Here is a 13,882-nt window from a genome sequence, read left to right as displayed (position 1 = left end):
GCACCCGGACATCGTCAGGTCGGCTGGGTGCGGGCGTCGTCCGCCGCGCGTCGCCATGCGGGAGTGCGGTCCTTGTCGACCAGGGCCGCGCGGACGCCCTCCAGGAAGTCCGGCGTCCGGATGACCGTGCGTGTGAGGGCGAGTTCGGTGTCCAGGCACTGGCGCAACGTGTGCTGCCTGCCCCGGGCCAGCAGGGCGTGGGTGATTTCCAGGCTCTGCGGCGAGGCGGCCTCCAGAGCGGTCAGCGCGGCCGCAGCCCAAGGAGTGCCGAGGTGGTGGAGGCGTTTCTCGATCTCGCCGAGGACCGGGGCGCCGAACGCCCAGTCCACTTCGCCGCGTACCTTCGCCAGCCCACTCTCCGCCACGGGGGAACAGCCGGCCAGGCGGTTCAGGACGACGTCCACCGGGTCGCCGGGATTGTCGGCCAGGGCGTCCGCGACCGCGTCGAGGCTGTCCCCGGCGACGAAGTGTGTGGCCAGCCCCGTGTACAGGGCGTCGGCCGCGTCGAGCCGGTGTCCGGTCAGTCCCAGGTACATGCCGATCGCGCCTGGCAGCCTGGGCAGAAAGTAGCTGGCCCCGATGTCCGGAAAGAACCCGATCCCGGTCTCGGGCATCGCGAGTACCGCCTTCTCGGTGACGACGCGGAAGGCACCGTGGACGGACAGGCCGAGGCCGCCACCCATGCACACGCCGTCGATGAGCGACACGATCGGGACGGGATACGCGGCGATCCGGGCGTTGAGCCGGTATTCGGTGGCGAAGAACCGCTCACTGGCGTCGGCATCGCCGGCGAGGCTGTACTCGCGGATCGTGCGAATGTCCCCACCGGCGCAGAAGGCCTTCGCTCCGGAGCCGGCGAACACTACGGCCGACAGCGGCGTGCCCTCCCACGCGATGAGCGCACGGTCGATGGCGGCGACCATGCCGGTCGTCAGGGCGTTGAGCGCCTTGGGGCGGTTCAGCAGGATCCGGCCGACACCCCGGTGGACGTCGATGACAACGTCGTTCTCTGCGGCGTCAGTCATGGATCGGTACTCCGTACTCCGGGGTCATCACGGCCCGTCCTCGCTGTGTCAGGCGTAGATCTGCGCATACAGATCCTGGATCTCGTCCGAGGTGGGTACGACCGGGTTGTTGGCGGGAGACCCGGACGCGAGCGCCTGCTCGGCCATGAGCGGCAACAGCCGCAACCACTCGTCCTTGTCGATGCCGTGGGTCTGCGGTGTGGGCACCTCAAGGTCCCTGCACAGGGTACGGAGCGCCGCCACGAATTTCCCGGTGGCCCCGGCGTCGCTGTCGCTGTCGGTGGCGGCTCCGAGCACGCGGGCGCAGTCGGCGTACCGGCTCTCGGCCGCGTGCACGGAGAACGCCGTCACGGCCGGGAAGAGCATCGCGTTCGACAGGCCGTGGGCGACGTGGAAGTGAGCGCCGATCGGACGGCTCATGCCGTGGACGAGCGCCACGCTGGAGTTGGAGAAGGCGATGCCGGCCTGGGTCGCGGCGAGCATCATCCCCTCGCGCGCCTCGATGTCCTCCCCGTCGGCGTAGGCGCGGCGGAGGTGGCGGCCGATGGTCCGGATCGCGTTCAGGGCGAGGCCGTCGGAGAACGGGTTGGCCTTGCGGCTCACATACGCCTCGACTGCGTGCGTCAGCGCGTCGACGCCGGTGTCAGCGGTCAGTCGGGAGGGCATCGACAGGGTCAGTTCGAAGTCGACGACGGCGGCGACCGGCAGGAACGCGGGCCCCGTGCAGAGCATCTTCTCGTCCGTGGCGCTGTCGGTGATGATGGTGAACTGGGTGGCCTCGGAGCCACTGCCGGCGGTCGTCGGGACCGCGATGACCGGAAGTGCCGGGCCGAGGTTGGCGCGCGGGGCCTTGTAGTCCCGCATCCGCCCGCCCTGGATGCCCAGCAGGCCGAGGGCCTTGGCGGTGTCCATCGGGCTGCCGCCGCCGAATCCGATCACCGAGTCCGCCTTGTGCTCCCGCAGGACGTCCAGTCCCGCGCCGAGCGAGTCGGTCGTCGGATCCGGGACGGTTTCGGCGAAGAGGCGCGGTTGCAGTCCGGCTTCCCTCAACGTCGTCATCAGCCGCTCCGCCGCACCGGTTCCGGCGAGGAACGCGTCTGTCACCAGCAGGGGGCGGCGCAGGCCCAGCCTCGTGACCACATCGCCCAGTTCACCGGCGGCGCCACGCCCGACGCGCAGGATCCGAGGCAGGGAAAGGCTGGCAATCATGGGGGCCCTTTCAGCAGGAACGGCGGGGCGCGGCGCGCCCACCCCCTCGACTGTGCGCCGCGCACAATGTGCAATCAACCACCAACAATGCACATCAACTGTGCGAAAACGCAGATACGGTGTTGCTGTGCACCCACATTCCCCCATTGAGTCGGACGATCAGGACGAGAGCCCCACCCCGCGGCCGGTCGACTCCCGTCGCTCCGTCGATCCGCGCAAGCTCCGTGCGGACGACCTGCGTTACCTGCTCGCGGTAGCCCGTACGGGGCGTCTGGTGGCCGCCGCCGACGCACTCGGAGTGGATCACACCACCGTGTCACGCCGTATCGCCGCGTTGGAGAAGAGCATCGGCCTTCGCCTCATCGAGCGTGGCACGGAGGGATGGGCCCTGACGGACATCGGAAGGGCCGTCTCGGAGAACGCGCGTGCGATCGAGGAGGCAGTGCACCGCGTCGTCGACACCGTGGCGGGCCAGGACGCGCCGTCCCTGCGCGGTACGGTGCGCGTCAGCGCACCCGACGGCATCGGCACCGTGTTCGTCACGCCCGTCCTGGTGCGACTGCGCCGCCGGCACCCGCAGCTCCAGGTGGAACTCGTCACCGCGACACGGCAGCTCGCCCTGCGCCCGTCCGGCTTCGATCTCGCTCTCGTCATCGGCGTTCCCTCCAGCGGCCCTCTGGTGACCGAGCACCTCACCGACTACACGCTGGGGCTCTACGCCTCCGACGGCTACCTCGCCCGGCACGGCCGACCGGAGTCGGTGGCCGAGCTGCGGGAGCACCGGCTCGTCTTCTACATCGAGTCGATGCTGCAAGTCGGCGACCTCGACATCGAACGCCACCTGCCCGGGGTGAGCCCGGCGTTCTCCTCGACGAACGTCTTCGCCCAGCTCGAAGCCACCGAGCAGGGGGCCGGTATCGGGGTCCTGCCGGCCTTTCTCGCCCGGCGGACGCGGCTTCATCGACTGCTCGCCGACGAGATCGACATCCGCCTTCCCATCACCCTGGCCGTGCGCCGCGAGGCGGTGACGCACCCCGCCGTACGCGCCCTGTGGACCGCTCTGCGGCACGAGGTCGCCGAACGGGGCGCGGAACTGATCCCGGAACGAACGCCAGGTGGCCCCCGGCTCAGCGCATGAACGCGAGAGCGTTCTCGATGCCCTGCTCGAGGACCTCGTCGGCGAACTTCGGGTCGGAGAGCGCGCGGGACAGCTGCAGCGTTCCCACCAGCATGGTGTAGAGCCCGATGGCCTTCCCCCGGGCGGATCGCGGATCAGCGGGCGTCAGGCGGGCGGCGATCTCGTCCACGATGGCCCGCGCGCCGTCGGTGTAGGCCTGCTTGGTCTGGTCACCGCAACGGCCTATCTCGTCGAGAAGGGCGGCGGAGGGGCAGCCCGCACCCCGGTGGTCGCGATGTTCGGGCGACAGGTACTCGCGCACGAGGTCCTCAAGTCCCTCGCGGCCGGGCCGCAGATCGCCGTAGCGCGAGAGCTGCGTGTGCAGCTGGTCGGTCACGACGTTGGCGACGAGGTCGTCCTTCGACGCGAAGTGGGCGTAGAAGGCCCCGTTGGTGAGCCCGGCATCGGACATCAGCGTGGAGACACCCGATCCGTCGATCCCGTCCAGCTTGAACCGCTCACCGGCCTTCTCGATGATGCGCTTCCGCGTCTCCTGCTTGTGCTCCCTGGCGTAGCGCACCACGGGCGTCCTCCATTCGCTGCCTCAAGACCGTTGCCCCGTACACAAGCCTAACCGATTGCCTGACGCACGTAATGTGATAAAGGGTGTCGACAACGACCGGCCCCGTGAGTCACCGCCGAGGTCGAGCGCCCGGCCCCGGTCGGGCGGTGACGTCACCGGGGTTCAAGGTGGAGTGATCCGCGGAGCACTCGACGACGACGCGGACCGGTGCGTCGCAGTCGGTGTGGCGGATGTCCAGTACGGGGCCCTCGGGGCCGAGCGCGTATGCCTCGCCCCACCGGCTCAGCGCCATCAGGGCGGGCCACAGATCTCAGCCCTTACGAGTCCAGGCGATACCGTTGAGGGAGCGGCCGCCCGGCTCCCGGCAGTGACCGGCTTCCTCAAGTGATCGCTGAGGACCGCCTCCGAGAGGCCGATGTGGCGGCGGAGGTCGTCGAACCGGCGGACTCCGTCGACGGCGTCGCGCAGGATCGGCAACGTCCACTTCTTGGCGCATGGCCGGCCTTGGCTTCCTACGTGAGCTGAGGCCGGGCGGCTGCCGGGTCCGCCGATCAACCACACCGTCGACTTCACCCTGGACGAGGTGGAGCCCGGCAGGGCGGTCTTCTCCCTGACGCCGGGGGAGAAGCACTACAACCCGATCGGCAGCGTGCACGGCGGCATCTTCGTCACCCTGCTCGACTCGGCGGTGGGCTGACGGTGAAGTTCCTGCGTCGGATCACCGTGGAAACGGGCACGGTGCGCGCCCTCGGCACCGTCGTCAGCGGAGGGCGCCAAACCGCCCTCGCCCAGGCTCAGTTGGCCGACGCAACGGATCGGCTGCTTGCTCACGCCACGAGCAGCTGCATGCTCTTTCCGGTGCCTGCCTCCTCGGCGTGAGTCCCGGCGGCGAGCGGTCGAGCGTCTCTCTCGAGGGGCGCCGCCTGCTGTGCACGTCGGGTCGGCCCGGCAACCCGAGCAAGGAACGGGGTGCCGGGCCGACGCGTACCGGGGGCCGTGCGGAGCACCCAGGGTGACGACTCCCCGGTGCGTGGGCCCGGTGTCAGGCGGTGAGGGCGGGGTAGTCGGTGTAGCCGGCCGCGCCGCCGCCGTAGAACGTGTTCGGGTCGGGGGTGTTCAGGGCCGCCCCGGAGCGTACGCGCGCGACCAGGTCGGGGTTGGCGAGGGCCATGGTGCCGATGGTGGCGACGTCGGCCACGCCGTCCTCGACGTCCTTGGCGCGGGTCGCGATGTCGGCGCCGGCCCGGTTGAGGAGCAGCGCGGTCGGCCACAGCTTGCGCAGCGTGTGCAGGAGTTCCTCGTCGCCGCCGTGACCTATGTGCAGGTAGGCGAGGCCGAGCGGGGCGAGGGCACGCAGGAGGTGCGGGTAGAGCTCGTGGGGGTCGCTCTCCACGAGGTCGTTGAGCTGGAAGGGGTTGCCGGGGGAGATCCGGATACCGGTGCGGCCGGCGCCGATCTCGTCGGCCACGGCCGTGGCGACCTCCACCGCGAAACGGATGCGGTTGTCGAGGGAGCCGCCGTACTGGTCGGTGCGCCGGTTGGCGCTGGGGAAGAGGAACTGGTTGACCAGGTAGCCGTTGGCCCCGTGGATCTCGACGCCGTCGGCGCCGGCGGCGATGGCGGCCGCGGCGGCGTGGCGGAAGTCCTCGACCGTCGCGGCGACCTCCTCGGTGGACAGCTCGCGCGGCTCGGGCATCTCCTGCATCCCGGACGGGGTGAAGGTGAGGCCCTGTGGCCTGATCGCGGAGGGGGCCACCGGCTGCCGGTGGTGCGGGGTGCTGTCCGGGTGGGCGATGCGTCCGGCATGCATCAACTGGATGACGATCCGACCGTCGGCCGCGTGCACGGCGTCGGTGACCTTGCGCCAGCCGGCGATGTGCTCCTCGGTGTAGATGCCCGGGGTCACCGGGTAGCCCTGGCCGTCGGCGGAGGGCTGGGTGCCCTCGGTGATGATGAGCGCGTGCGAGGCGCGCTGGGCGTAGTACTCGGCGTTCAGCTCGGTCGGCACGCCCTCCGGGGTGGCACGGCTCCGGGTCAGGGGTGCCATGGCCAGGCGGTGCGGCAGGGGGATGTCTCCGACGGTGGTCGGGTTCCACAGGGCGTTCAGCATGGGGATTCCTCTTGCAAGGGGTGAAGGATCGCCGAGGGGCGCGGGGGAGGCAGTCATCACCCCGGCCGGCCAGCCGAGCGAGTGTCGGCGCGATCGTAGAATTACGAACGTAATACTATGTGGGACGGTGCGACGTGACAAGTAGGGATCCCGCGGAACCCGTCCGGACCCTCATGCCGGGGTGGACGGGGCCTGGGCCGAGGGGCTCGGAATCAGCTGCTCGGCCCAGATGACCTTGCCCTCGCGGTTGTGCCGCGTCCCCCAGCGTTCGGTGAGCTGGGCGACCAGGAGCAGGCCGCGGCCGCCCTCGTCGAAGATCCGGGCGCGACGCAGGTGCGGGGCGGTACTGCTGGCGTCCGAGACCTCGCACGTCAGCGTGGACTGAAGGACCATGCGCAGTTGGATGGGGCCCTTGCCGTAGCGGATGGCGTTCGTCACCAGTTCGCTGACCACGAGTTCGGTGGTGAAGGCCATGTCCTCCAGACCCCAGGTGGCCAGCTGGGTGGACGCCTGGGCGCGGGCCTTGGAGACGACGGCCGGGTCGCAGGGCAGATCCCAGGTGGCGACGTGACCGGAGTCAAGGGCTCTGGTCTGTGCCACGAGGAGGGCGACATCGTCCGCGGGGCGGTGGGGCAGCAGCGTGGACAGCAGTTCGTCACAGGTCTCGTCGAGTGAGGCCGGCGACCCGGCGAGAACGTCGTGCAGCAACGCGAGTGTGCGGTCCGGGTCACGTGTGCGGCTCTGGACGAGACCGTCTGTGTACAGCACCAGCCGACTGCCGTGCTCCAGTTCGAACTGGGCCGTTTCGAAGGGCAGTCCGCCCAGGCCCAGCGGCGGGCCGACCGGCAGCTCCGGGAAGTCGACCGTACGTGATGCGAGGGTATCGGCGTCACCGGCCAGGGGAGCCACCACGGCCGGAGCCACGTGCCCGGCGCTGGCAAGGGAGCAGACGCGGGAGACGGGGTCGTAGACCGCGTACAGGCAAGTGGCGCTGATCTCGTCCGCGCGCTCCTCCTCACGCTGCGAGCGGATGACGACGTCATCCAGATGGGTCAGCAGTTCGTCGGGAGGCAGGTCGAGGTCGGCCAGGGTACGGACGGCCGTCCGCAGCCGGCCCATCGTGGCCGCGGCATGGATGCCGCGGCCGATCACGTCGCCCACGACGAGAGCGACGCGGGCTCCGGAGAGAGGTATCACGTCGAACCAGTCGCCCCCCACTCCGGCGCGTGATCCGCTGGGCAGGTAGCGCGACGCCGTCTCGACGGCGGACTCCTCCGGCGTGCGGTGCGGCAGCAGGCTGCGTTGGAGGGTGAGTGCGGTGGATCGCTCCTGCGTGTAGCGACGGGCGTTGTCGATGTTCACCGCCGCTCTCGACGCGATCTCCTGGGCCAGCAGCATCTCGTCGTCGTCGAACGGATCCGCCGTCTGGCGGCGGACGAACTGCGCGAGTCCCAGTGGACTGCCACGGGCCCACAGGGGGACCAGAAGCAGGGAGTGCGGACTCCACGCACGCAGGGCGAGCGCGTGGTCCGCCGATGTCGCCAGCCACGCGGGGACGTCATCCGCCGTGACGCGGAGGGGCTGTCCGTTGGCCAGTACACGCGCCGGCTCCGAGCCTTCCGGGTAGCTGTGGGTCCACCCCGCGGCGCATGCCAGGTCCGGGCAGTCGGCCGAGGCCGCCTGGGCGATGCGGCGCAGGGTCGCGGGAGCGGGCGTCGGGTAGAGGTCCTCCTCCTCGAGGGCGGAGCAGAGCAGGTCGACGGCGGCGAGGTCGGCGAAGTGATCGGTCCCGACATCCGCCAGTTCCTGCGCGGTGACCGCGATGTCCAGGGTCGTTCCGATCCGGGCCCCGGCCTCGTTGATCACGATCAGCCGCCGCTGCAGCCACCGGTCACGTGCACGCTGGTAGGCCGCGACAGCCTGGTCCGACGTGCGGTCGACATATTCGAAGGCCAGCGCGCTCAGAGTGACGGTCGCCTGGCTGAGCAGCTCCTGGGAGTCCGTGACCCGGGTCGCTTCGGCATAGAACTCATGCAGCAGACCCGCGTGCACGATGCGGTAGACGCGCAGGAGCTCACTGATCGGCACTCCGTGCTCGGCGAGACGACAGGCGAACTCGATGGCCGCAGGCGGCGTCCTGACCTCGGTCAGGTCACGGCCGTGGGCGAGGAAGTCCAAAGCGGCGACGACGTGTTCGGACAGCCCGGCCGGAGCCACGGCGGCGATGTCCTCGTACTTCCACACCTCGGGAAACTCGCCGCGCAGGCGTCGCAGCACCGCATCCGCCACGTGATCCGTCCGAGGCATGAGTCCCCGGGCGAGATCGCTGAGGAAGAGATGTACATCGGTCCCCATATTCGAAATGTACCCCTGCCCTGGTAGCAGGGCCGTGCTCCGCGAAGTCCACTGGAGGTACTCCGCCCCCTGGCGGACGGGCCGCGCGCCGCCGCTCACGGTGTGTGATCCGGACGGCGGAGAACAGGACGCAGGGTCTCGATGACACCCGGGTCGTCCACCGTGGACGGGATGGGCTCGTCGTGGCCGTCGGCGATACCGCGCATCGTCTTGCGCAGGATTTTTCCCGAGCGGGTCTTGGGCAGGGCGGCCACGACCGTGACGTCCTTGAGGGAGGCAACGGCACCGATGCGCTCGCGCACGAGCCGGACGAGTTCGACCTCCACCTCGCCCCGTTTGCGGTCGGTGCCGGCCTTCAGCACGACGAAGCCGCGCGGGATCTGTCCCTTCAGCGCGTCGGCGACGCCGATGACGGCGCACTCGGCGACGTCGGGGTGGGCGGCCAGGGCCTCCTCCATGCTGCCGGTGGACAGCCGGTGTCCGGCGACGTTGATGACATCGTCCGTGCGGCCCATGACGAAGACGTATCCGTCGTCATCGATGTGGCCGCTGTCGCCGGTGAGGTAGTAGCCGTCGAAGGCGGAGAGGTAGGACGCGACATAGCGCTCGTCGTCGTTCCAGAGGGTGGGGAGCGCGCCAGGTGGCAGGGGGAGCTTCACGACGATCGCGCCGTCGACGTCCGGGAGCACCGGCTTGCCCGAAGGGTCGACGACCCGGACGTCCCAGCCCGGCAGCGGGCGCGTCGGGGACCCCGGCTTGAGCGGCGCGGCCTCGATGCCCACGGGGTTGGCGACGATGGGCCAGCCGGTTTCGGTCTGCCACCAGTGGTCGATCACCGGGACGCCCAGCAGAGCGCTCGCCCAGTGATACGTCTCGGGGTCGAGGCGCTCACCGGCGAGGAAGAGATGGCGCAGGCCGGACAGGTCGTAGCCGGCGGTGAGCGTGCCCTTCGGGTCCTCCTTGCGGACGGCCCGGAGGGCGGTCGGTGCCGTGAACATGGTCTTGACGCCGTACTCGGCGGCCACGCGCCAGAACTGGCCCGCGTCCGGGGTGCCGACCGGCTTTCCTTCGTACAGGACCGTCGTGGCGCCGACCAGCAGGGGCGCGTAGACGATGTACGAGTGCCCGACGACCCAGCCGACGTCGGAGCCCGTGAACATTGTCTCGCCGGGGCCCACGTCGTAGACGGCCCTCATCGACCAGTGGAGGGCGACCGCGTAGCCGCCGCAGTCGCGGACGACTCCCTTGGGCTTTCCGGTCGTTCCCGAGGTGTAGAGGATGTAGAGGGGATCGGTGGCGGCCACGGGAACGCAGTCGACCGGCTGCGCGGCGGCGGCCAGTTCGGTCCAGTCGAGATCGTCGGGCCCCAACTCCGCCGGTTCCTGCGGGCGTTGCAGGATCACTCTCTTCTCCGGCTTGTGGGCCGCGAGTTCGATTGCCCGGTCGAGCAGCGGCTTGTACGCGATGACACGCTCGCCCTCGATGCCGCAGGAGGCGGAGACGACGACCTTCGGGGCCGCGTCGTCGATACGGAGGGCGAGTTCACGCGGGGCGAACCCGCCGAAGACGACCGAGTGGACCGCGCCGATCCGCGCGCAGGCCAGCATCGCGACTGCGGCCTCGGGGACCATCGGCATGTAGATCACCACACGGTCGCCGTGCCCCACGCCGAGCTGCGCGAGCGCTCCGGCGAAGGCCGCCACCTCTTCCATGAGCCCCGCGTAGGTGTAAGTGCGCCGCGTGCTGGTCACGGGTGAGTCGTAGACCAGCGCGGGCTCCTCGCCCCGGCCGGCTTCGACGTGCCGGTCGAGCGCGTTGAAACAGACGTTCAGCCGCCCGTCGGGAAACCAGCGGTAGAAGGGCGCGTCCGAGGAATCCAGGGCGCGTCGTGGAGGGGTGTCCCAGTTGATGCCTTCCGCCGCCTTCAGCCAGAAGGCTTCCGGCTCTTCGAGGCTGGCGCGGAAGACATCCTCGTACATTCCCATCGCGCACTCCTTTGTGGCTTCGGGGTCGTGCCGCTTTCCGGGGCGCGGCGGCGAACAGGTGGGTGCGGGGCACCCGTATCGCAGGCCGGCCGGCAGAGGCGGGGAGGAGGGCCGGAGCGAGCCGGTCCTGGGCTCAGTTGCCGAGGTGGTGGCGGAGCCGGGTGCCGATCCGGTGGGAGCGGGCGATGTCGCGGGCGGCCGCGAGGTCAGGGCCGGGGGTCGCCGCTATCGCGCCGACGCTCACGAGGAACCATGTGAACTGCTGTATCTGGGGCCGTGCCATGGTGACGCTCCTGCTGGGGTCGGTACCGGGCCCGGCCGCGCCGGACGCTGCCGGGCGGGTGTGCTGGTCTGGACGCTACTTCCTGAGTATCGGAAAGTAAACCCAGGAGCTGGTGGAATCTTCCCTGGACGCGACCGGGTCTCTTCGCCATGACGGCTCTCTTCGCCTCACCGCGGTTGCGGATCGGCGGACTGGGCCCCGAGTTCCTGGCCTGTCAGCACTCGGTATTGCACATGCTGGAAATCTGGGCCGGAATCCTTCGCCGAGGTGACGCTGCCGAGCCACCCGAGGGCGAACGCCGCAGGAACGGACACCAGGCCCGGGGTCTGGAACGGATACCAGTCGAATCTCGCCTCCGGCCACAGCGCGAACTCGGTTCCCGAGACGATGGGTGAGAAGACCGTGAGGAGAGCGCAGAGCAGTAGTCCCCCATAGACGGACCACAGAAGTCCTCTGCGGTTGAACCGGTGCCAGAAGAACGAGTAGATCAACGTGGGAAAGACACATGAGGCCGCGACACTGATCGCGAAAGCGACCAGGAACTCGTTCGGATAGCGGTGGATGGCGGCGGCCAGCGACAGGCTCACCGCGCACACGATGATGGCGGCCACCCGGAGCGCCCGCACCTCTTCGGTTTCGGTGCGGCGGCGCCCGCCTCGCGCCAGTACGTCGCGGGCGAGGGAGACCGCGGCGGCGAACGTCACGCTGGTCACTGTGGTGAGTACGGTGAGGAAGATGACGCACGCCATCAGAGTGATCAGTGTGACGCGCTGTGTCGAACCCTCGCGGAGCACGTCCGAGGCCAGCAGAATCGGGGCCGTCTGCCCGCTGGCGTCGACCGCGCCGATGCCGGTGCCACCCACCAAGGCCGCGGCGGCGAAGCCGGTGGTGACCACGAGGGCGACGAAGACGCCGCCCAGCCCTGTGGCGATGGTCATGGACCGGCGTGCCGCCCGCCCGTTCCGGGACGCGCCGATCCGCAGGATCATAGGAGGCATCACGGCCGTACCGAGGATGAAGACGACGTGATTGCCGAACGTGTTGAGTGACCCGAGGCGTGCTGTGTACGGCCAGAGCCCGGGCTTCAGATAGGCATCGGGCGCCACACTCTTCTTCACCGCGGCCGACAGCAAGGCCCCGGGATCCCACGCGAACTTGCTCAGGGCGAGCAGGGTCATCACCAAGAGGACCGCCAGGGTGATCGGCACCTTGGCGGCGTGCATGAAACTGTTGCCGCGCAGCCCTGTCACCGCGGCGAAGCAGGCGACGAGGCCGCCCATCAGTACCGTGCATATCACCTGGGTGGCATCGTTGGGGAGGCCGATCAGCAGGGCGACGCTGATCCCTGCGGCACGCAGTTGGATGACGAGGAGAGGGACCGAGATGGCCAGTGTCACCGTGCTCGCGGCGATTCTGGGCCCGTCTCCCGATGCCCGCAGGGAGAACAGGCCGCCGAGCGTGTAGTGACCGCTGTTGCGGATCTTCTGTCCGAGGAGCAGCAGCACACCGAGCGCGATCAGACCGTCGAGGGCGTACGTGAACCCGTCGTAACCGAACAGGGCGATCCCGCCGGAGACCGTCAACAGGGTGACGACCGAGATCTGTTCGCCGGCCATGGCCCAACCGTTCAAGGCGGGGGAGAGGGACCGATCGGCGACGTAGAGCTTCTCCGGATCGACCTCGTCCGCGGTGGCGAGGGTGAAGAGCCAGAGCAGAGACACGCCGATGAAGACCAGGAAGGCGACGATCACGGGGCGTCTCGCATCCGGACCGATGGGGTCGAGTACACCCGAGCTCAGGATGTCCATGGTCACCGCTTCACCGCCGGGCCCTGTGGGCGGCGGCGGCCCCCTGATACCTCGGTGCGGGGCGCGTCCCACTTCAGGGACTGCTCGACGGGATCCGACGACCGCGTACTTCGCACCTCGTAGAGCCAGGCACTGGCGACGAAGAGCGCGCACTGGAGGATGCCCCACACCATGCCGAGCGTGAGGTTCCCCGACACCGTCGCCGCCGGAACGTCGGTGAAACAGGACAACACGATGCCGACGGAGAACGGCACCGCGTTCACGACGAGGAAGGCGCGCTGTGCACGGTGTGCGGTCTCGCGCAGGCGGTCCATACCGTGCAGCTCGGCGGCGTGACGGGGTGCCGGCGGGTGACCTGGGGGAGACGGGGGAATGAGCGGGTGCACGCGATCTCCAAGCGGTGGGGCGGACGACCGCGCGGCACGCGGCCTTCCGGGATCGAGATGGTGGGGGTGTGCCCGGCGGCGGCATGGCGACGGCGAGCGGAGGCAAGGGGGCGTCCCGGCCGAAGTGCGGCGCGCGGTACAGGGTGCGCTGCTCGCGTCTGTCGCCGTTCGCCGCACAGGGTGCTGTGCCGGGCGGTCGGCGAAGGAGCGGAGGAGTCAGAGGTCGGGATGGCGAAGTCCCGACAGGACCTCGCGAAAGCAGGCGTGCGCTCACCGGCCTCTTGCGCCGTGATGCGCGCTGCTGCGATCAGGAGGATCACGGACCGTGTGACGAGCTGTCAACAGCCTGTGAGGCATGTGGGGTACGTCACTGTTGCGGCGGGTGTTGGCGTGCGGGGCCGGTCTGGTGCTGACGCGTGGCAGTGGATATGTGCACCCACTTCTAGGTATCGAAAAGTAAACTCAGATCGCGTTAGAATCATGCCCATGACTGCGTGGACCGAACTTGCCAAGGACACCGGTGCGGACCTCCGCCTCGACCGGGACACGTCGAACTGCTCGATCGCGCGGACCCTTGAGATCGTGGGCGAGAAGTGGACGATCCTGATCCTGCGTGAGGTCTGGTACGGCTCGTCCCGCTTCGGTGACTTCGAACGCGTCCTGGGCTGCCCCCGCAACCTTCTCTCGACGCGGCTCCGGATGCTCGTGGCCGAGGGGATCCTGGCCACTGAGAGCTACCAGGAGCCCGGTTCGCGCAGCCGCCCGAAATACGTGATCACCCCCAAGGGCATGGACCTGGTGCCGGCGGTGATGGGACTTCTGCAGTGGGGGGACCGCCACGCTGCCGACCCCGAGGGGCCGGCCGTACTGACGCGGCATCGCGAGTGCGGCGCACCGGTCGGCGTCCAGATCCGCTGCGGAGAAGGTCATGCCGTACAGGCCGAAGACGTCGAGAGTCTTCCCGGCCCCGCATTCCGCCTGAAGCCCCTGGGGTGAGCGGCAGGAAATGAACGCGCCGGTG

11 protein-coding genes and 2 pseudogenes are annotated in these 13,882 nt (G+C 69.5%); 3 read left to right on the top strand and 10 right to left on the bottom strand.

All coding sequences use genetic code 11. The annotated features are described in order from the left end of the window. Window positions 1-14: 14 nt before the first annotated feature. Both ACZ69M_RS26530 and ACZ69M_RS26525 read right to left on the bottom strand, forming a co-directional pair. Entirely contained in the window at window positions 15-1,025 is a 1,011-nt protein-coding gene (locus ACZ69M_RS26530; RefSeq protein WP_470053540.1) for an enoyl-CoA hydratase/isomerase family protein, read from the bottom strand. Between the two features lie 48 nt (window positions 1,026-1,073). Beyond that, window positions 1,074-2,234, bottom strand: coding sequence for an iron-containing alcohol dehydrogenase (locus ACZ69M_RS26525; protein ID WP_470053538.1), 1,161 nt, complete (start codon window positions 2,232-2,234; stop codon window positions 1,074-1,076). 127 nt (window positions 2,235-2,361) lie between these two features. On the opposite strand from ACZ69M_RS26525, the gene ACZ69M_RS26520 reads away from it, so the two are divergent. Next, on the top strand, window positions 2,362-3,372 hold the full coding sequence (locus tag ACZ69M_RS26520) for a LysR family transcriptional regulator (RefSeq protein ID WP_470053537.1): 1,011 nt from the start codon (window positions 2,362-2,364) through the stop codon (window positions 3,370-3,372). Here the strand turns inward: ACZ69M_RS26520 and ACZ69M_RS26515 are convergent. Together ACZ69M_RS26515 and ACZ69M_RS26510 are read right to left on the bottom strand one after the other, a co-directional pair. Then, entirely contained in the window at window positions 3,362-3,934 is a 573-nt protein-coding gene (locus ACZ69M_RS26515; RefSeq protein ID WP_470053535.1) for a TetR/AcrR family transcriptional regulator, read from the bottom strand. The two genes, ACZ69M_RS26520 and ACZ69M_RS26515, sit on opposite strands and share 11 nt — an antisense overlap. A gap of 109 nt (window positions 3,935-4,043) precedes the next feature. Further along, window positions 4,044-4,423 (bottom strand): annotated as a pseudogene (locus ACZ69M_RS26510) (winged helix-turn-helix transcriptional regulator); the annotation flags it as partial. A 5-nt stretch (window positions 4,424-4,428) separates the two neighbouring features. On the opposite strand from ACZ69M_RS26510, the pseudogene ACZ69M_RS26505 reads away from it, so the two are divergent. Then, window positions 4,429-4,813, top strand: a pseudogene (locus ACZ69M_RS26505) (PaaI family thioesterase); the annotation flags it as partial. Window positions 4,814-4,976: 163 nt separating this feature from the next. Here ACZ69M_RS26505 and ACZ69M_RS26500 read toward each other — a convergent pair. The 6 genes from ACZ69M_RS26500 to ACZ69M_RS26475 form a co-directional block, all read right to left on the bottom strand. Further along, complete coding sequence (locus ACZ69M_RS26500; protein ID WP_470053533.1) at window positions 4,977-6,044, bottom strand: alkene reductase; 1,068 nt, start codon at window positions 6,042-6,044, stop codon at window positions 4,977-4,979. A 171-nt stretch (window positions 6,045-6,215) separates the two neighbouring features. Beyond that, window positions 6,216-8,399 (bottom strand): ATP-binding SpoIIE family protein phosphatase, encoded by a 2,184-nt coding sequence (locus ACZ69M_RS26495; RefSeq protein ID WP_470053531.1) that lies wholly within the window; start codon window positions 8,397-8,399, stop codon window positions 6,216-6,218. Window positions 8,400-8,494: 95 nt separating this feature from the next. Next, window positions 8,495-10,384, bottom strand: a complete 1,890-nt coding sequence (locus ACZ69M_RS26490) for a propionyl-CoA synthetase (protein ID WP_470053529.1) — start codon at window positions 10,382-10,384, stop codon at window positions 8,495-8,497. A gap of 133 nt (window positions 10,385-10,517) precedes the next feature. Beyond that, on the bottom strand, window positions 10,518-10,667 hold the full coding sequence (locus tag ACZ69M_RS26485) for a hypothetical protein (RefSeq protein ID WP_470053528.1): 150 nt from the start codon (window positions 10,665-10,667) through the stop codon (window positions 10,518-10,520). Between the two features lie 167 nt (window positions 10,668-10,834). Beyond that, complete coding sequence (locus ACZ69M_RS26480; protein WP_470053526.1) at window positions 10,835-12,475, bottom strand: sodium:solute symporter family transporter; 1,641 nt, start codon at window positions 12,473-12,475, stop codon at window positions 10,835-10,837. Between the two features lie 2 nt (window positions 12,476-12,477). After that, complete coding sequence (locus ACZ69M_RS26475) at window positions 12,478-12,789, bottom strand: DUF485 domain-containing protein (protein WP_470053524.1); 312 nt, start codon at window positions 12,787-12,789, stop codon at window positions 12,478-12,480. 558 nt (window positions 12,790-13,347) lie between these two features. On the opposite strand from ACZ69M_RS26475, the gene ACZ69M_RS26470 reads away from it, so the two are divergent. Continuing rightward, window positions 13,348-13,857, top strand: a complete 510-nt coding sequence (locus ACZ69M_RS26470) for a winged helix-turn-helix transcriptional regulator (RefSeq protein ID WP_470053522.1) — start codon at window positions 13,348-13,350, stop codon at window positions 13,855-13,857. Window positions 13,858-13,882 lie beyond the last annotated feature (25 nt).

It is taken from the genome of Streptomyces sp. NPDC107454, assembly GCF_055582885.1.
Note: the sequence above shows the minus strand (reverse complement) of the source record. Positions and strands in the feature narration are given on the sequence as shown.

Bases quoted from the DNA above. Each gene is read 5' to 3' on its own strand.
- ACZ69M_RS26530 (WP_470053540.1), bottom strand. From the start codon at position 1,025: ATGACTGACGCCGCAGAGAACGACGTTGTCATCGACGTCCACCGGGGT.
- ACZ69M_RS26525 (WP_470053538.1), bottom strand. From the start codon at position 2,234: ATGATTGCCAGCCTTTCCCTGCCTCGGATCCTGCGCGTCGGGCGTGGC.
- ACZ69M_RS26500 (WP_470053533.1), bottom strand. From the start codon at position 6,044: ATGCTGAACGCCCTGTGGAACCCGACCACCGTCGGAGACATCCCCCTG.
- ACZ69M_RS26495 (WP_470053531.1), bottom strand. From the start codon at position 8,399: ATGGGGACCGATGTACATCTCTTCCTCAGCGATCTCGCCCGGGGACTC.
- ACZ69M_RS26490 (WP_470053529.1), bottom strand. From the start codon at position 10,384: ATGGGAATGTACGAGGATGTCTTCCGCGCCAGCCTCGAAGAGCCGGAA.
- ACZ69M_RS26485 (WP_470053528.1), bottom strand. From the start codon at position 10,667: ATGGCACGGCCCCAGATACAGCAGTTCACATGGTTCCTCGTGAGCGTC.
- ACZ69M_RS26480 (WP_470053526.1), bottom strand. From the start codon at position 12,475: ATGGACATCCTGAGCTCGGGTGTACTCGACCCCATCGGTCCGGATGCG.
- ACZ69M_RS26475 (WP_470053524.1), bottom strand. From the start codon at position 12,789: ATGGACCGCCTGCGCGAGACCGCACACCGTGCACAGCGCGCCTTCCTC.
- ACZ69M_RS26470 (WP_470053522.1), top strand. From the start codon at position 13,348: ATGACTGCGTGGACCGAACTTGCCAAGGACACCGGTGCGGACCTCCGC.